General features: G+C 62.0%; 18 protein-coding genes. 14 read left to right on the top strand and 4 right to left on the bottom strand.

Going from position 1 to position 15340, the window contains the following annotated elements:
* Nucleotides 1-3: 3 nt before the first annotated feature.
* From ccmA to HU749_RS09200, 11 genes are all read left to right on the top strand, one after another.
* Nucleotides 4-639 (top strand): cytochrome c biogenesis heme-transporting ATPase CcmA, encoded by a 636-nt coding sequence (gene ccmA, locus HU749_RS09150; RefSeq protein WP_079305280.1) that lies wholly within the window; start codon nucleotides 4-6, stop codon nucleotides 637-639.
* Nucleotides 636-1304, top strand: coding sequence for a heme exporter protein CcmB (ccmB, locus tag HU749_RS09155; protein ID WP_003199151.1), 669 nt, complete (start codon nucleotides 636-638; stop codon nucleotides 1302-1304). The genes ccmA and ccmB overlap by 4 nt, the downstream gene beginning before the upstream one ends.
* Before the next feature lie 94 nt (nucleotides 1305-1398).
* The gene (locus HU749_RS09160) at nucleotides 1399-2154 is read left to right on the top strand and encodes a heme ABC transporter permease (RefSeq protein ID WP_079305282.1); all 756 of its coding nucleotides are present in this window, start codon (nucleotides 1399-1401) and stop codon (nucleotides 2152-2154) included.
* Nucleotides 2151-2327, top strand: coding sequence for a heme exporter protein CcmD (ccmD, locus tag HU749_RS09165; protein ID WP_014337190.1), 177 nt, complete (start codon nucleotides 2151-2153; stop codon nucleotides 2325-2327). Before HU749_RS09160 ends, ccmD begins: the two co-directional genes overlap by 4 nt.
* Complete coding sequence (ccmE, locus tag HU749_RS09170) at nucleotides 2324-2779, top strand: cytochrome c maturation protein CcmE (RefSeq protein WP_014337191.1); 456 nt, start codon at nucleotides 2324-2326, stop codon at nucleotides 2777-2779. The genes ccmD and ccmE overlap by 4 nt, the downstream gene beginning before the upstream one ends.
* Nucleotides 2780-2782: 3 nt before the next feature.
* On the top strand, nucleotides 2783-4771 hold the full coding sequence (locus HU749_RS09175; protein WP_046063003.1) for a heme lyase CcmF/NrfE family subunit: 1989 nt from the start codon (nucleotides 2783-2785) through the stop codon (nucleotides 4769-4771).
* The gene (locus HU749_RS09180; protein ID WP_018606541.1) at nucleotides 4768-5304 is read left to right on the top strand and encodes a DsbE family thiol:disulfide interchange protein; all 537 of its coding nucleotides are present in this window, start codon (nucleotides 4768-4770) and stop codon (nucleotides 5302-5304) included. Before HU749_RS09175 ends, HU749_RS09180 begins: the two co-directional genes overlap by 4 nt.
* Nucleotides 5301-5774, top strand: coding sequence for a cytochrome c-type biogenesis protein (locus HU749_RS09185; RefSeq protein ID WP_018606539.1), 474 nt, complete (start codon nucleotides 5301-5303; stop codon nucleotides 5772-5774). Before HU749_RS09180 ends, HU749_RS09185 begins: the two co-directional genes overlap by 4 nt.
* Nucleotides 5767-6969 carry a c-type cytochrome biogenesis protein CcmI gene (gene ccmI / locus HU749_RS09190; protein WP_186649701.1) on the top strand — a complete coding sequence of 401 codons (1203 nt, stop codon included), beginning with the start codon at nucleotides 5767-5769 and terminating at the stop codon, nucleotides 6967-6969. Before HU749_RS09185 ends, ccmI begins: the two co-directional genes overlap by 8 nt.
* Nucleotides 6970-6983: 14 nt before the next feature.
* Entirely contained in the window at nucleotides 6984-7391 is a 408-nt protein-coding gene (locus HU749_RS09195; protein ID WP_095962656.1) for a hypothetical protein, read from the top strand.
* 377 nt (nucleotides 7392-7768) lie between these two features.
* Nucleotides 7769-9862 (top strand): LTA synthase family protein, encoded by a 2094-nt coding sequence (locus tag HU749_RS09200; protein ID WP_186649703.1) that lies wholly within the window; start codon nucleotides 7769-7771, stop codon nucleotides 9860-9862.
* A 62-nt stretch (nucleotides 9863-9924) separates the two neighbouring features.
* Here HU749_RS09200 and HU749_RS09205 read toward each other — a convergent pair whose 3' ends face one another.
* Entirely contained in the window at nucleotides 9925-10077 is a 153-nt protein-coding gene (locus tag HU749_RS09205; RefSeq protein ID WP_003183939.1) for a DUF3309 family protein, read from the bottom strand.
* Between the two features lie 230 nt (nucleotides 10078-10307).
* Here HU749_RS09205 and HU749_RS09210 point away from each other — a divergent pair, with 230 nt between their 5' ends.
* The 3 genes from HU749_RS09210 to csrA all read left to right on the top strand — a co-directional run bounded on the left by HU749_RS09210 (nucleotide 10308) and on the right by csrA (nucleotide 11866).
* Nucleotides 10308-11123 carry an SDR family oxidoreductase gene (locus HU749_RS09210; protein WP_018606529.1) on the top strand — a complete coding sequence of 272 codons (816 nt, stop codon included), beginning with the start codon at nucleotides 10308-10310 and terminating at the stop codon, nucleotides 11121-11123.
* A 57-nt stretch (nucleotides 11124-11180) separates the two neighbouring features.
* Nucleotides 11181-11513 carry a YnfA family protein gene (locus tag HU749_RS09215; protein WP_079305382.1) on the top strand — a complete coding sequence of 111 codons (333 nt, stop codon included), beginning with the start codon at nucleotides 11181-11183 and terminating at the stop codon, nucleotides 11511-11513.
* A gap of 152 nt (nucleotides 11514-11665) precedes the next feature.
* On the top strand, nucleotides 11666-11866 hold the full coding sequence (gene csrA, locus HU749_RS09220; RefSeq protein WP_046063008.1) for a carbon storage regulator CsrA: 201 nt from the start codon (nucleotides 11666-11668) through the stop codon (nucleotides 11864-11866).
* Here the strand turns inward: csrA and HU749_RS09225 are convergent.
* From HU749_RS09225 to ngg, 3 genes are all read right to left on the bottom strand, one after another.
* Nucleotides 11855-12082 (bottom strand): YheU family protein, encoded by a 228-nt coding sequence (locus HU749_RS09225; RefSeq protein WP_003199186.1) that lies wholly within the window; start codon nucleotides 12080-12082, stop codon nucleotides 11855-11857. The two genes, csrA and HU749_RS09225, sit on opposite strands and share 12 nt — an antisense overlap.
* A 141-nt stretch (nucleotides 12083-12223) precedes the next feature.
* On the bottom strand, nucleotides 12224-13414 hold the full coding sequence (locus HU749_RS09230; RefSeq protein WP_014337201.1) for an osmoprotectant NAGGN system M42 family peptidase: 1191 nt from the start codon (nucleotides 13412-13414) through the stop codon (nucleotides 12224-12226).
* A 180-nt stretch (nucleotides 13415-13594) separates the two neighbouring features.
* On the bottom strand, nucleotides 13595-15340 hold the full coding sequence (ngg, locus tag HU749_RS09235) for an N-acetylglutaminylglutamine synthetase (RefSeq protein WP_186649705.1): 1746 nt from the start codon (nucleotides 15338-15340) through the stop codon (nucleotides 13595-13597).

Genomic DNA, 15340 nt, shown 5'->3' on the forward strand with positions numbered 1-15340 from the left:
CCCTTGAGCAATCCTCTCCTGCAAACCGTCGGCCTCGCCTGTGAGCGAGACTTGCGACTGCTTTTCGAAAATCTCGAATTGAGACTCTCGCGTGGCGATATGGTGCAAATCAGTGGCCCCAACGGCAGCGGCAAGACCAGCCTGCTGCGCCTGTTGGCCGGATTGATGCAGCCCACCGCAGGCCAGGTGTTGCTCAATGGCCAACCCTTGCACAGCCAGCGCAGCGAACTGGCCCGCAACCTGCTCTGGATCGGCCATGCCGCCGGCATCAAGGACTTGCTGACCCCCGAAGAAAACCTCAGTTGGCTCTGCGCATTGCATACGCCGGCCGGCCGCGAGACGATCTGGCAGGCGTTGGCGGCGGTAGGGCTGCGCGGCTTCGAAGACGTGCCGAGCCACACCCTGTCCGCCGGCCAGCAACGCCGCGTGGCCCTGGCCCGGCTGTACCTGGACAGCCCTCCGCTGTGGATTCTCGACGAACCATTCACCGCCCTGGACAAGCAGGGCGTCGCGCAGCTCGAGGAACACCTGGCCCGGCACTGTGAAAACGGCGGCATGGTGCTCTTGACCACCCACCACACGCTGGCGCGAATGCCGGCCGGTTATCGCAACATTGATCTGGGGAACTGGGCCGTATGAGTGTGTTTGGCCTGTTGCTTGCCCGCGAGGCGCGCCTGCTGTTCCGTCGTCCGGCCGAACTGGCCAATCCGCTGGTGTTCTTCGCGATCGTCATCGCGCTGTTCCCGTTGGCGGTCGGTCCGGAGACTCAATTGTTGCAAACCTTGTCTCCGGGGCTGGTCTGGGTGGCCGCGCTTTTATCGGTCCTGCTCTCGCTGGACGGGCTTTTCCGCAGTGATTTCGAAGACGGTTCACTGGAACAGTGGGTCCTTTCGTCGCACCCCCTGGCCCTTCTGGTTTTGGCCAAGGTACTGGCACACTGGGTTTTTTCCGGGCTGGCGCTGGTGCTGCTCTCGCCGCTGCTGGCGATGATGCTGGGGCTGCCCGGCGCGTGCATGCCGGTGCTGCTGGTATCACTGCTGCTGGGCACGCCGGTGCTGAGCCTGCTCGGTGCGGTGGGCGCGGCATTGACGGTGGGTTTGAAGCGCGGCGGCCTGTTGCTGGCGCTGCTGATCCTGCCGTTGTATATCCCAGTCTTGATCCTGGGCAGTGGTGCCTTGCAAGCGGCCTTGCAAGGGATGCCCGCGACCGGTTATCTGCTGTGGCTTGGGAGCCTGACCGCCCTGGCGATAACCCTGACACCCTTTGCAATAGCCGCTGGCCTGAAAATCAGCGTCGGCGAATAATAACGAGGCCTGGTCAAAAACTGACCACTTCTTCGGAAGTAAAGGCTGACCCGGCGGTTCGCGATGGCGAGCCGCAACCGTGATGGAAACAGCAATGAACTGGACCTGGTTTCACAAGCTCGGCTCACCCAAATGGTTCTACGGCATCAGTGGCAAACTGCTCCCATGGTTGAGCATTGCTGCGTTGTTGCTGATTGGTTTTGGCGTAGTCTGGGGCCTGGCCTTCGCACCGCCGGACTACCAGCAAGGCAACAGCTTCCGCATCATCTACATCCACGTGCCCACGGCGATGCTGGCCCAGTCCGTCTACGTGATGCTGGCGGTGTGCGGTGTGGTCGGGCTGGTGTGGAAGATGAAGCTGGCCGACGTCGCCCTGCAATGCGCCGCGCCCATCGGTGCCTGGATGACCGCCGTGGCGCTGGTCACCGGGGCCATCTGGGGCAAGCCGACCTGGGGGTCGTGGTGGGTCTGGGATGCGCGACTGACGTCGATGCTGATCCTGCTGTTCCTGTACTTCGGTCTTATTGCGCTGGGCAACGCCATCAGCAATCGTGACAGTGCCGCCAAGGCCTGCGCCGTGCTGGCGATTGTCGGTGTGATCAACATCCCGATCATCAAGTACTCGGTGGAGTGGTGGAACACCCTGCACCAGGGCGCGACCTTCACCCTCACCGAAAAACCGGCGATGCCCGTCGAAATGTGGCTGCCGCTGTTGCTGACCGTGCTGGGTTTCTACTGTTTCTTCGGCGTGGTGCTGTTGCTGCGCATGCGCCTGGAAGTGCTCAAGCGCGAGTCCCGGGCCAGTTGGGTGAAGGCCGAAGTACAGAACTGCCTGGAGGCCGCTCGATGAGTTTCGCTTCATTCGGCGATTTCCTCGCCATGGGCCATCATGGCCTGTATGTCTGGTCAGCCTATGGCATTTGCCTGGCAGTGGTAGTCCTCAACGTGGCGGTGCCGATCCTGGCCCGCAAGCGGTATCTGCAACAAGAGGCGCGTCGTCTGCGCCGGGAGAACGGTCAGTGAATCCGCTGCGCAAAAAACGTCTTATCATCATTCTTGCGATCCTGGTGGGTGTCGGTGCCGCAGTCGCCCTGGCCCTGAGCGCCTTGCAGCAGAACATCAACCTGTTCTACACCCCGACCCAGATCGCCAACGGCGAAGCGCCGAAAGACACGCGTATCCGCGCCGGCGGCATGGTGGAAAAAGGTTCGCTGGTGCGTTCCGGGGATTCGCTGGACGTGAAGTTCAACGTCACCGACTTCAGCAAGACCGTGACCATCACCTATCGCGGCATCCTTCCGGACCTGTTCCGCGAAGGGCAGGGCATCGTTGCCCTGGGCAAGCTCAATGCCGACGGCGTGGTGGTGGCCGACGAAGTGCTGGCCAAGCACGACGAAAAATACATGCCGCCGGAAGTGACCAAGGCCCTGAAAGACAGCGGCCAGTCGGCGCCCGCTCCTGTGAAGGAGGGCTGATTCATGACGACCGGCATCTTTATTCCCGAGTTGGGCCACCTGGCGATGATCCTCGCCTTGTGTTTTTCCGTGGTGCAAGCCGTGGTGCCCTTGCTGGGGGCCTGGCGCGGTGATCGCTTGTGGATGAGCCTGGCCCAGCCGGCGGCGTGGGGGCAGTTCGCCTTTATGCTGTTCGCCTTCGGTTGCCTGACCTATGCGTTCATGGCCGATGACTTTTCCGTGGAATACGTCGCCAGCAACTCCAACAGCGCCTTGCCCTGGTACTACAAGTTCAGCGCCGTGTGGGGCGCCCACGAAGGCTCGCTGTTGCTTTGGGCGTTGATCCTCGCCGGCTGGACCTTCGCCGTCTCGGTGTTCTCCCGACAGTTGCCGCAAGTGATGCTGGCCCGGGTGCTGGCGGTTATGGGCATGATCAGCACCGGTTTCCTGCTGTTTTTGATCGTCACCTCCAACCCGTTCGAGCGCATCCTGCCGCAGATGCCGACGGATGGCCGTGACCTCAACCCGTTGCTGCAAGACATCGGCCTGATCGTTCACCCGCCGATGCTCTACATGGGCTACGTCGGCTTCTCCGTGGCCTTCGCTTTCGCCATCGCCGCGTTGCTCGGTGGTCGTCTCGATGCCGCGTGGGCGCGCTGGTCGCGCCCATGGACCATCGTCGCCTGGGCCTTCCTCGGCATCGGCATCACCCTCGGTTCGTGGTGGGCCTACTACGAACTCGGCTGGGGCGGCTGGTGGTTCTGGGACCCGGTGGAAAACGCCTCGTTCATGCCCTGGTTGGTGGGCACGGCGCTGATCCACTCCCTGGCCGTCACGGAAAAACGCGGTGTGTTCAAGAGCTGGACCGTGCTGCTGGCCATCGCGGCGTTCTCGCTGAGCCTGCTGGGGACGTTCCTGGTGCGTTCCGGCGTGCTGACGTCGGTGCACGCCTTCGCCTCGGACCCTGAGCGTGGCGTGTTCATCCTGATGTTCCTGATGTTCGTGGTCGGCGGCTCGCTGACGTTGTTCGCCCTGCGTGCGCCAGTGGTCAAGAGCCAGGTCGGCTTCAACCTCTGGTCGCGGGAAACCCTGCTGCTGGGCAACAACCTGGTGTTGGTGGTGGCCGCGTCGATGATCCTGCTGGGAACGTTGTACCCGCTGGTGCTCGACGCGCTGTCCGGCGCCAAGCTGTCGGTCGGGCCGCCGTACTTCAATGCGCTGTTCATCCCGCTGATGGCGATCCTGATGGTGGTGATGGCCATCGGCATGCTGGTGCGCTGGAAAGACACTCCGGTCAAGTGGCTGCTGGGCATGTTGACCCCGGTGCTGTTGGGCACGGCCGCCCTGGCCGTGGTGGCCGGCGTGGCGTATGGCGACTTCAACTGGGCGGTGCTGGCGACGTTCGTGCTGGCGGCCTGGGTGTTGCTGGCGGGGGTACGGGACATCTTCGACAAGACCCGGCACAAAGGCCTGATCAAGGGCCTGCCGACCCTGACCCGCAGTTACTGGGGCATGCAGATCGCCCACCTGGGCATCGCGGTCTGTGCCCTTGGTGTGGTGCTGTCCAGCCAGAACAGCGCCGAGCGCGACCTGCGCCTGGCGCCGGGTGAGTCCATGGACCTGGCCGGCTATCAGTTCGTTTTCGAGGGTGCCAAACATTTCGAGGGCCCGAACTTCACGTCCGACAAAGGCACCGTGCGGGTCATCCGCAACGGCCAGGAAATCACTGTGCTGCACCCGGAAAAACGTCTCTACACCGTGCAGAACTCGGTCATGACCGAAGCCGGGATCGATGCCGGTTTCACCCGCGATCTCTACGTGGCGCTAGGCGAGTCCCTGGGCGACGGCGCGTGGGCGGTGCGGGTCCATGTCAAGCCGTTCGTACGCTGGATCTGGTTCGGTGGCTTGCTCACCGGCCTGGGTGGGGTGCTGGCGGCGCTGGATCGTCGTTATCGAGTCAAAGTGAAAACCCGGGTGCGTGAAGCCTTGGGCGTGACGGGAGCCACTGCATGAAACGTTGGTTGATGTTGGTGCCGCTGGCATTGTTCCTGTTGATGGCGGTGTTCTTGTATCGTGGGCTGTACCTGAACCCGACCGAGTTGCCCTCGGCGATGATCGGCAAACCGTTCCCGGAGTTCTCCCTGCCTTCGGTGCAAGGTGACAAGACCCTGACCCGCGCCGACCTGCTGGGCAAGCCGGCCCTGGTCAACGTATGGGGCACCTGGTGCATTTCCTGCCGGGTTGAACACCCGGTGCTGAACAAGCTGGCCCAGAACGGCGTGGTGATCTACGGCGTCAACTACAAGGACGTCAACGCCGACGCCTTGAAGTGGCTGGCCGAGTTCCATAACCCGTATCAGTTGGACATCCGTGACGAAGACGGCTCCCTGGGCCTGAACCTGGGTGTCTACGGGGCGCCGGAAACCTTCTTCATCGATGCCAAGGGCATCATCCGCGACAAGTTCGTCGGCGTGATCGACGAGCAGGTCTGGCGCGAGAAACTCGCCGCCAAGTATCAGGCTCTGGTGGACGAGGCCAAGCCATGAAGCGCTGGTTAGCCGCCGCCATCCTCGGTTTGAGCCTGGCCGGTGTGGCCCATGCCGCCATCGACACCTACGAATTCGCCAACGACGGCGAGCGCGAGCGGTTTCGCGAACTGACCAAGGAACTGCGCTGCCCCAAGTGCCAGAACCAGGACATCGCCGACTCCAACGCGCCGATTGCCGCCGACCTGCGCAAGGAAATCTTCCGCATGCTCGGCGAGGGCAAGGACAACCAGCAGATCATCGATTTCATGGTCGATCGCTACGGTGAGTTCGTGCGTTACAACCCCGCCCTGTCCTCCAAGACCGCGCTGCTCTGGTTCGGCCCCGCCGGGCTGTTGCTTGGCGGTTTCGTCGTCATTGCAGTGATCGTCCGTCGCCGCCGGGTCCAGCGCACGGCCGCCCCCGACACGCTTTCTGTCGAAGAGCGCCAGCGCCTCGACCAACTGTTGGATAAAACCAAGCATGATTGATTTCTGGCTCGCCGCAGGTCTGCTTCTTCTGGTTGCCCTGAGTTTTCTGTTGATCCCTGTTCTACGTGGTCGTCGCGCTCAACGCGAGGAGGACCGTACCGCGCTCAACGTGGCGCTGTACCAGGAGCGTGTTGCCGAACTGCAGGCCGAGCGGGAGGAGGGCGTGCTCAACGCCGCGCAACTGGACACCGGTCGCGCCGAAGCCGCCCGTGAACTGCTCGCCGACACCGAGGGTGCCGATGCGCCGCGCGAATCCCGGTTGGGCAAGCCGTTGCCGTTGCTCGCCGCTGTGTTGGTGCCGGTATTGGGCCTGGCGCTGTACCTGCATTTCGGTGCCAGCGACAAGGTTGAGCTGACCCGTGAATTCGCCCAGGCGCCGCAGTCGATGGAAGAGATGACCCTGCGCCTGGAACGTGCGGTGGCGGCGCAACCGGATAACGCCGAGGGCCTGTATTTTCTCGGGCGTACCTACATGGCCCAGGATCGACCCGCCGACGCGGCGAAGCTCTTCGAGCGCACCGTGGCGGTGGCCGGTCGTCAACCCGAACTGCTGGGCCAATGGGCCCAGGCGCAATATTTTGCCGATGGCAAGAAATGGTCGGACAAACTCCAGGCCCTGACCGACGAAGCGTTGAAGCTCGATCCGAAGGAAGTCACCAGCCTCGGCCTGTTGGGCATTGCTGCCTTTGAAGGTGAACGCTATCAGGACGCGATCGATTACTGGGGGCGTCTGCTGGTGGAGCTACCGGAGGGCGACAAATCCCGTGAAGCGCTGCAGGGTGGCATCACCCGCGCCACCGAGAAGCTGCAAGCCAGTGGCGGCAAGGTCGCCCAGGCTCCGGTGACCAAGGCTGCGGCGTTGCTCAAGGTGCGCGTCGACCTGGCGCCGGCACTCAAGGCCAAGGTGCAGCCGGGCGACAGCGTGTTCATCTTCGCTCGCGCCGTCAGCGGCCCTCCGGCACCGCTGGCCGCCAAGCGCCTGACGGTCGCCGATCTGCCGGTCACGGTAGAACTGGGTGACGCGGACGCAATGATGCCGCAGTTGAAACTGTCGAACTTCCCCGAAGTCCAACTGGTGGCGCGCATCTCCCGGGCCGGCCAGCCGACCGCGGGTGAGTGGATCGGCCGCAGCCAGCCCCTGGCGAGCAGCACCACGGCGCCGCAACAACTGACCATCGACAGCCCGGACAAATAACAGGAATTCGCACCATGACCGCCATCGCTCGTATCACCCTGCTCACGCTCGTCATGGGCCTGAGCGCTTGTGCGGTCCAGCGTCCGTCGGAGCCCTCGGCGCCGCTGCCACCGATCCCACCGTCGACCCCGACCACCAAACCGGCCCCGTCCACACCGCCGGTCAAACCTGTCATCCCGAACAAACCGGCCAAACCACTGCCGCGCACCTCTGCCAGCTTCGCTCCGCCGCCAGGTGGCAATAGCCACTGGGACGCCAAGCTTGGGGTCTATGTGCTGGACAACCAGACGAACACGTTCTATCGCCAGCGTACCTATTACCGCTGGAACAACGGTTGGAGCCGTTCCGTCAGCCCGAATGGCCCATGGGAAGACACCACCATCGAAGGCGTGCCGGCGGGCTTGGGACGGCAATTCCATTAAGTAACGGGAGCCCCGGAGGCAGGGGCATCTGTGGGAGCAAAGCTTGCTCGCGATAAAGGCGATGCGGTCTTTCAGGAATCGAGGCGCCTGTTTCGCGAGCAAGCTTTGCTCCCACAGATAAATCCCCTCGCCACAACAGCATTCGGCCCAAGCGCATCAGCAGGCTGGGCTTTTTGTATTTCTGAATATCTTTTGAACGAAATTTTCACCACGTCTTGCGGACAATCCCCCGCGTTCATATCGCCACCGGTTATTTAATGGCAATGCCATAGCCGTTTGTGCACATTTGCGCACGCCCCGAGGCCAGGCTTTGGTCAACAGAGGGCGCGCCGTTGTTTCTTTCTGTCACTCCAACTCCAATAGGGTCCTTAAACGACATGGCAATCCCGGACGCCCTGAGTCAGCAGCGCACTACACATCGCCTGCTGCAACCTACCGTCAAATCGCACCTGTCCTACATGTTGCTTTGCGCCCTGGTGATGATGGTCATGTTCAGCCTGCTGCGCGTGGCGCTGCTGGTCTACAACCGCGAGATGATCCTCGATACGCCGGCCTCGACCTTCGTTGAAGCGTTCTTCAACGGCCTGCGTTTGGACTTGCGCCTGGTGGTCTACCTTTGCATCCCGTTGTTGCTGGCGTTGTTCAGCGCAAGGGCCATGGCGGCCCGTGGGTTCTTCCGTTTCTGGCTGACCGTCACTTCCAGCATCGCGCTGTTCCTCGGCTTGATGGAAATGGATTTCTACCGTGAATTCCACCAGCGCCTCAACGGCCTGGTCTTCCAGTATGTGAAGGAAGACCCGAAAACCGTGATGAGCATGCTTTGGTACGGTTTCCCGGTGGTGCGCTACCTGCTGGCCTGGATCGGCGGCACCATCATCCTCAGCCTGGCGTTCAAGGGCGCCGACCGCGCCACGCGTCCCCGTGGGCCGTTCAGTGGCGGCACCATTGGCACTCGGCAGATCGCCCCGTGGTATGGGCGTGTCGCGGTGTTTGTCGTTTGCCTGCTGGTCGCCGTGACCGCCGCGCGCGGTACCTTGCGCCAAGGGCCGCCCCTGCGCTGGGGTGACGTCTACACCACCGATTCGAACTTCGCCAACCAGTTGGGCCTCAACGGTACGCTGTCGCTGGTGGCCGCAGCCAAGAGCCGGATGTCTGGAGACCGCGACAACATCTGGAAAGCCACCCTCGAGCAACCGCTGGCACAACAGACCGTGCGCGACATGTTGGTGATGCCTGACGATAAACTGGTGGACACCGCGACAGCCGCCGTGCGCCGCGACTACACGCCGCCGGCCGACAAGACCCTGCCGATCAAGAACGTGGTCGTGATTCTCATGGAAAGCATGGCCGGTCACTCGGTGGGTGCCCTGGGCGCGCCGGGCAATATCACGCCTTACCTGGACAAGCTCTCCAAGGAGGGCCTGCTGTTCGACCGTTTCTTCTCCAATGGCACCCACACCCACCAAGGCATGTTCGCCACCATGGCGTGCTTCCCGAACCTGCCGGGTTTCGAATACCTGATGCAGACGCCGGAAGGCAGCCACAAGCTGTCGGGCCTGCCGCAACTGCTCAGCGCCCGTGACTACGACGATGTGTATGTCTACAACGGCGATTTTGCCTGGGACAACCAGTCGGGTTTCTTCAGCAACCAGGGCATGACCACGTTCATCGGGCGTAACGACTTCGTGAACCCGGTGTTCTCCGATCCGACCTGGGGCGTGTCCGACCAGGACATGTTCGACCGCGGCCTGATCGAGCTCAAGGCGCGGGAAAACGGCAAGCCGTTCTATGCCTTGCTGCAAACCCTGTCCAACCACACGCCCTATGCGTTGCCGACGCCGTTGCCGGTCGAGCGGGTCACCGACCGTGGCAGCCTGAACGAACACCTGACCGCCATGCGCTATTCCGACTGGGCGCTGGGCCAGTTCTTCGAGAAGGCGCGTAAAGAGCCTTACTTCAAGGAAACGCTGTTCGTGGTGGTCGGCGACCATGGCTTTGGCAACGAACGCCAGATCACCGAAATGGACCTGGGCCGTTTCAACGTACCGATGCTGTTGATCGGCCCGGGTATCCAGGAAAAATTCGGCCAACGTAGCCACACCGTGGGCACTCAAGTCGACATCGTGCCGACCATCATGGGCCGGATCGGTGGGCAGGTGCGTAACCAGTGCTGGGGCCGTGACCTGCTGAACCTGCCGCAAGGCGATCCCGGCTTTGGTGTGATCAAGCCGTCGGGCAGCGAACAGACCACGGCGATCATCCGCGATGACCACATCCTGGTCCTGCCGAAGGAAAAGGAAATGGTGCCGAAGATGTATCGCTATGAACTGGGCGCCAACCCGCGAGCGGAAATCATCCCGGATGCACCGGACACCGCGCCGATGAAACTCAAGCTCGAATCTTTCCTGCAAACCGCGACCAAGAGCCTGCTGGATAACACCGCTGGCGTCGTTGACGGCAAGCCGGACTGATAAACGGCACGCATAAAAAAGAGGCTTGAAAAAGCCTCTTTTTTTTGCGCTTACTTAGGGGGTTATATTTTGCCCAGTAACAGCAGGACCAGCAGCACCACCAACACCACACCGATGATACCGGACGGGCCGTAACCCCAACTTCTGGAGTGCGGGAAGACCGGAAGGCCACCGATCAGCAGGAGAATCAGGATAATGATGAGTATTGTGCCCATTGTAGATTTCCTTATTGGTCAGTTCTGGAGTGATACAACTTTCAACTGCCAGCGCGCATGCGTTAAATCCGGGCGGCTTAATAAATCTGACCGTAGCGCTCTGTAGAAAATTCAAAGTTTTTATACGTCTACAGTTTGCCCTTGCCATTCAGCAATCTGATGGAGCTTGGTCCGCCGAACGCCTTCGCTACACTCGGCCTATCTCTCCCGGAACAACAAGGCTGTTTGCTATGCAAAATCGCATGATGATCACTGGTGCCGGCTCTGGCCTGGGTCGCGAAATCGCGCTGCGCTGGGCTCGCGAAGGCTGGCGCCTGGCCTTGTCGGATGTCAGCGAGCCGGGTCTTGTGGAAACCCTCAAGCTAGTACGCGCCGCCGGTGGCGACGGCTTCATCCAGCGCTGCGATGTGCGCGACTACAGCCAATTGACTGCATTCGCCCAGGCCTGCGAAGAGAAGCTCGGTGGCATCGATATCATCGTCAACAATGCCGGCGTGGCCTCGGGTGGGTTCTTCAGTGAACTTTCGCTGGAGGATTGGGACTGGCAGATCGCGATCAACCTCATGGGCGTGGTCAAGGGCTGCAAGGCGTTCCTGCCGCTATTGGAAAAAAGCCGCGGCAAGATCATCAACATCGCCTCCATGGCAGCCCTGATGCAGGGGCCGGCCATGAGCAACTACAACGTAGCCAAGGCTGGCGTCGTGGCGTTGTCGGAAAGCCTGCTAGTGGAACTGGCGCAGCAGGAGATCGGTGTACACGTGGTGTGTCCGTCGTTCTTCCAGACTAATCTGCTGGACTCCTTCCGCGGCCCGACCCCGGCCATGAAGGCCCAGGTTGGCAAGTTGCTGGAAAGCTCGCCGATCAGCGCCACGGATATTGCCGACTACATCTACCAGCAGGTCGCCCAGGGCCAGTTCATGATCCTGCCCCACGAACAGGGACGCATGGCTTGGGCGCTCAAGCAGAAGAATCCGCAGTTGCTGTACGACGAAATGACCGTCATGGCCGACAAGATGCGCGCCAAGGCCCGGCAAAACCTCAATTGACCTGGATGCCCGATGTCCTCAGGATGGCGCCATTCGGCCTTCCTGATGGACATCTGCATGCTCAATTACCTGTGGTTTTTTCTCGCCGCGCTGTTTGAGATCGCTGGCTGCTACGCCTTCTGGATGTGGTTGCGCCAGGGCAAGAGCGCCTGGTGGATCGTTCCTGCGTTGCTCAGCCTCACGTTGTTCGCCCTGTTGCTGACCCGCATCGAAGCGACGTATGCCGGGCGCGCCTACGCCGCCTATGGCGGCATCTATATCGTTGCCTCGATCGGTTGGTTGGCCGTGGTGGAGCGGGTCCGGCCGCTGGCTTGCGACTGGATCGGTGTGGCGCTCTGCGTGCTGGGGGCAAGTGTGATTCTATTCGGCCCACGGTTCTCAGCTCCCTGAAATAACCTACGGTCCAACAGGTTTTTTGCAGGAAGTTTCCGTCAGTCACGAGAACTTTGCTTGTAGGGCCTTACTGAATTCTCTCGGGTGTCTTGAGAACAGGAAACAGGCCGGGCATGGTCAGGGTCCAGACATTCTTAAGGACAAGAACCATGCTTGTACTAAGCCGCGCTGTAGGTGAGTTGATTTCCATCGGTGACGATATTTCAGTCCGTGTGCTGTCGGTCAGCGGCGGTACCGTGCGTTTTGGCGTGGAAGCGCCCCGGCACGTCGATGTCCATCGCTCCGAAATCTACGACAAGATCCAGAGGAAAAAGGCCCTTGCCACTCGCAAGGCCTGTTCAGTCGAATAGGTGCTTGGGCACGTCGTGCTTGAGCATCAGTTGGCACTGTTCGCTTTCGGGGTCGAAGACGATCAACGCCTGGCCTTTGGTCAGGGCTTGCCTGACCCGCAGAACCCGCGTTTCCAGGGGCGTGTCGTCACCATTGTCGGTGCCGTCGCGGGTCACGAAATCCTCGATCAGGCGGGTGAGCGTGTCGACTTCGAGTTGGTCGTGGGGGATGAGCATGGGGTACCTCGGCTAGACAATGGGGCGATGCTACGGCCAATGGGCTTTTGCGGCTAGCCTGGTTTTATGGCCATTGCAGATCCTTGTGGGAGCGGGCTTGCTCCGAGGGAGTCATGCTGTCAGCCGGTATCGCGAGCTGGATCAGTTATCGGAGCGCTGCCCCACCAGGCTATCCACCGACGGCACCCGGGTGTCGCTTTCCATTTGCGCATCGTGCTCGATCTGATGACTGAAGCGGTCCAGCGAGCCTTGGGCCGGTTGCGCGTCGCTGGCAAACACCGGTGGGCTGAGGATGTAGGCGCCGAGCAGACGGCTGAGGGCGGCCAGGCTGTCGATGTGGGTGCGTTCGTAGCCATGGGTGGCGTCGCAGCCGAAGGCGAGCAGGGCGGTACGAATGTCGTGGCCGGCGGTAATGGCTGAATGGGCGTCGCTGAAGTAGTAGCGGAACAGGTCGCGGCGTGCCGGTACGTCGTTCTCCTTGGCCAGTTTCAACAAGTGTCGTGACAGGTGGTAGTCGTAAGGGCCTCCGGAGTCCTGCATCGCCACGCTGACTGCATGTTCGCTTGAGTGTTGGCCAGGGGCGACCGGCGCGATGTCGATGCCGACGAATTCGCTGACATCCCAGGGCAGTGCGGCGGCCGCACCGCTACCGGTTTCCTCGGTGATGGTGAACAGTGGGTGACAATCGATCAGCAGTTCTTCACCGCTGTCGACAATCGCCTTGAGCGCCGCCAGCAACGCCGCGACCCCGGCCTTGTCGTCCAGGTGCCGGGCGCTGATATGGCCACTTTCGGTGAACTCCGGCAAGGGGTCGAAGGCCACGTAATCGCCGATACCCACCCCCAGGGTTTCGCAATCGGCGCGGGTGGCGCAGTAGGCGTCCAGGCGCAGCTCGATGTGGTCCCAACTGATGGGCATTTCATCCACGGCGGTGTTGAACGCGTGCCCGGACGCCATCAACGGCAGCACGCTGCCACGAATCACCCCTGTGTCGGTAAACAGGCTGACCCGGCTGCCTTCGGCAAAGCGGCTGGACCAGCAACCCACTGGCGCCAGGGTCAGGCGGCCGTTGTCCTTGATGGCCCGCACCGAGGCACCGATGGTATCCAGATGCGCCGACACGGCCCGGTCGGGGCTGCTCTTGCGCCCCTTGAGCGTGGCGCGGATCGTGCCACGGCGGGTCATCTCAAAAGCGATACCCAGCTCTTCGAGCCGCTCGGCGACGTAGCGCACGATGGTGTCGGTAAAGCCGGTAGGGCTGGGAATGGCGAGCATCTCCAGCAGGACCTTTTGCAGGTATTCGAGATCCGGTTCGGGAATTTTGCTGATCATGGAAACTCCTCACGGAACGTTAAGTTGAATTAGGGGAACCTTGTGGCGAGGGAGCTTGCTCCCGCTGGACCGCGAAGCGGTCCCCTTTGAGCTCCAGGTCAATGCACAAACCTGGAGGGTTACGGGGAAGGGCCGCTTCGCAGCCCAGCGGGAGCAAGCTCCCTCGCCACAGAAGAAGGGCTAAGCCACCGGCTGGCTATGAGGAAACAACAAATCCACAAAGCGCTCGGCGGTGGGTTGTGGTTCGTGATTGGCCAGGCCTGCGCGTTCGTTGGCTTCGATGAACACGTACTCGGGTTGATCGGCCGCCGGCACCAACAGGTCGAGGCCGACCATGGGGATGTCCAGCGCCCGTGCGGCGCGTACCGCCGCATCAGCGAGGGTCGGATGCAGGATGCCGGTGACATCCTCCAGCACGCCGCCGGTATGCAGGTTCGCCGTCCGCCGTACGAACAGGTGTTCCCCAGCCGGTAGCACGCTGTCGTAGTCGAACCCCGCCGCGCTGAGCGTGCGCAGGGTCTCGGCGTCCATCGGGATTTTGCTTTCGCCGCCCGTGGCCGCTTGCCGTCGGCGGCTCTGGGCTTCGATCAACGCACCGATGGTGTGCCGGCCATCGCCGATCACCTCCGCCGGGCGCCGGATCGCCGCCGCCACCACTTCAAAACCGATCACCAGGATGCGCAGGTCCAGCCCCTCGTGGAAACTTTCCAGCAAGACCTGGCTATCGAACTGCCGGGCCGCTTCGATGGCGTTCTGCACCTCCTCGATGGTGCGCAGATCCACCGCCACGCCTTGGCCCTGTTCACCGTCCAGCGGCTTGACCACCACCCGTTCGTGCTCGTCGAGAAACGCCAGGTTGTCATCGGCATTGCCCGCCAACTGTTGGGCTGGCAGATTCAGGCCGGCGTTTTTCAGCACTTTGTGCGTCAGGCTTTTGTTCTGGCAAAGCGTCATGCTGATGGCGCTGGTCAGGTCGCTCAAGGATTCGCGGCATCGGACCCGGCGGCTGCCATGGACCAGGGTAAACAAGCCGGCCTCGGCATCGTCCACCTGCACGTCAATGCCTCGGCGGTGAGCTTCTTCGACAATGATTCGCGCATAAGGATTGAACTGCGCTTCTGGGCCTGGCCCCAGAAACAACGGCTGGTTGATGCCGTTCTTGCGTTTGATGGCGAAGGTCGAAAGATTGCGAAAGCCGAGTTTGGCGTAGAGGTTCTTCGCCAGGCGATTGTCGTGCAACACCGACAGGTCGAGGTAACTCAAGCCACGGCTCATGAAATGCTCGATGAGGTGACGCACCAGTACTTCGCCAACACCGGGCCGCGGACATTGCGGGTCCACGGCCAGGCACCAGAGGCTGCTGCCGTTTTCCGGGTCGTTGAAGGCCTTCTGGTGATTCAGGCCCATGACGCTGCCGATCACCGCGCCGGTGTCGTCGTCTTCGGCCAGCCAGTAGACCGGCCCGCCCTCGTGACGCGGGGTCAGGCGCAGCGGGTCGATGGGCAGCATGCCCCGGGCCTGGTAGAGCTGGTTGATGGCTTGCCAGTCGGTCTCGTTCTGGGCCCGGCGAATCCGGAAACCGCGAAACACCCGTGTGGACTGGCGATAGTCGCTGAACCACAAGCGCAAGGTGTCGGACGGATCGAGGAACAGTTGTGCCGGTTCCAGCCCCAGTACTTGCTGGGGCGCGGCCACGTACAAGGCAATGTCGCGTTCGCCGGGTTGTTCGTTGAGCAGTTCCTGGGCCAGGCTCGCCGGGTCGGGGAAGGTATGGCCGATCAACAGTCGGCCCCAGCCGCAATGCACCGCGATCGGGTCGGCACCCAACTCGCTGCCGTCTTCGGCCAGGCGTGCCTGCAGGCGTTCGTAGGAGGGCGCCTGGCCGCGCAAGAGGCGTTGGTTGTGAACCGTTGCATGAGGTTTCAT

Source organism: Pseudomonas ogarae, assembly GCF_014268695.2.
GTDB lineage: Bacteria > Pseudomonadota > Gammaproteobacteria > Pseudomonadales > Pseudomonadaceae > Aquipseudomonas > Aquipseudomonas kilonensis.

What these genes read in the sequence shown, in the direction of transcription:
- ccmD (WP_014337190.1), top strand. Translation starts at nt 2,151, where the DNA reads ATGAGTTTCGCTTCATTCGGCGATTTCCTCGCCATGGGCCATCATGGC.
- HU749_RS09230 (WP_014337201.1), bottom strand. Translation starts at nt 13,414, where the DNA reads ATGATCAGCAAAATTCCCGAACCGGATCTCGAATACCTGCAAAAGGTC.
- HU749_RS09175 (WP_046063003.1), top strand. Translation starts at nt 2,783, where the DNA reads ATGACGACCGGCATCTTTATTCCCGAGTTGGGCCACCTGGCGATGATC.
- HU749_RS09200 (WP_186649703.1), top strand. Translation starts at nt 7,769, where the DNA reads ATGGCAATCCCGGACGCCCTGAGTCAGCAGCGCACTACACATCGCCTG.
- HU749_RS09180 (WP_018606541.1), top strand. Translation starts at nt 4,768, where the DNA reads ATGAAACGTTGGTTGATGTTGGTGCCGCTGGCATTGTTCCTGTTGATG.
- ngg (WP_186649705.1), bottom strand. Translation starts at nt 15,340, where the DNA reads ATGAAACCTCATGCAACGGTTCACAACCAACGCCTCTTGCGCGGCCAG.
- HU749_RS09160 (WP_079305282.1), top strand. Translation starts at nt 1,399, where the DNA reads ATGAACTGGACCTGGTTTCACAAGCTCGGCTCACCCAAATGGTTCTAC.
- HU749_RS09195 (WP_095962656.1), top strand. Translation starts at nt 6,984, where the DNA reads ATGACCGCCATCGCTCGTATCACCCTGCTCACGCTCGTCATGGGCCTG.
- HU749_RS09215 (WP_079305382.1), top strand. Translation starts at nt 11,181, where the DNA reads ATGCTCAATTACCTGTGGTTTTTTCTCGCCGCGCTGTTTGAGATCGCT.
- ccmB (WP_003199151.1), top strand. Translation starts at nt 636, where the DNA reads ATGAGTGTGTTTGGCCTGTTGCTTGCCCGCGAGGCGCGCCTGCTGTTC.
- ccmI (WP_186649701.1), top strand. Translation starts at nt 5,767, where the DNA reads ATGATTGATTTCTGGCTCGCCGCAGGTCTGCTTCTTCTGGTTGCCCTG.
- HU749_RS09210 (WP_018606529.1), top strand. Translation starts at nt 10,308, where the DNA reads ATGCAAAATCGCATGATGATCACTGGTGCCGGCTCTGGCCTGGGTCGC.
- HU749_RS09185 (WP_018606539.1), top strand. Translation starts at nt 5,301, where the DNA reads ATGAAGCGCTGGTTAGCCGCCGCCATCCTCGGTTTGAGCCTGGCCGGT.
- HU749_RS09225 (WP_003199186.1), bottom strand. Translation starts at nt 12,082, where the DNA reads ATGCTCATCCCCCACGACCAACTCGAAGTCGACACGCTCACCCGCCTG.
- csrA (WP_046063008.1), top strand. Translation starts at nt 11,666, where the DNA reads ATGCTTGTACTAAGCCGCGCTGTAGGTGAGTTGATTTCCATCGGTGAC.
- HU749_RS09205 (WP_003183939.1), bottom strand. Translation starts at nt 10,077, where the DNA reads ATGGGCACAATACTCATCATTATCCTGATTCTCCTGCTGATCGGTGGC.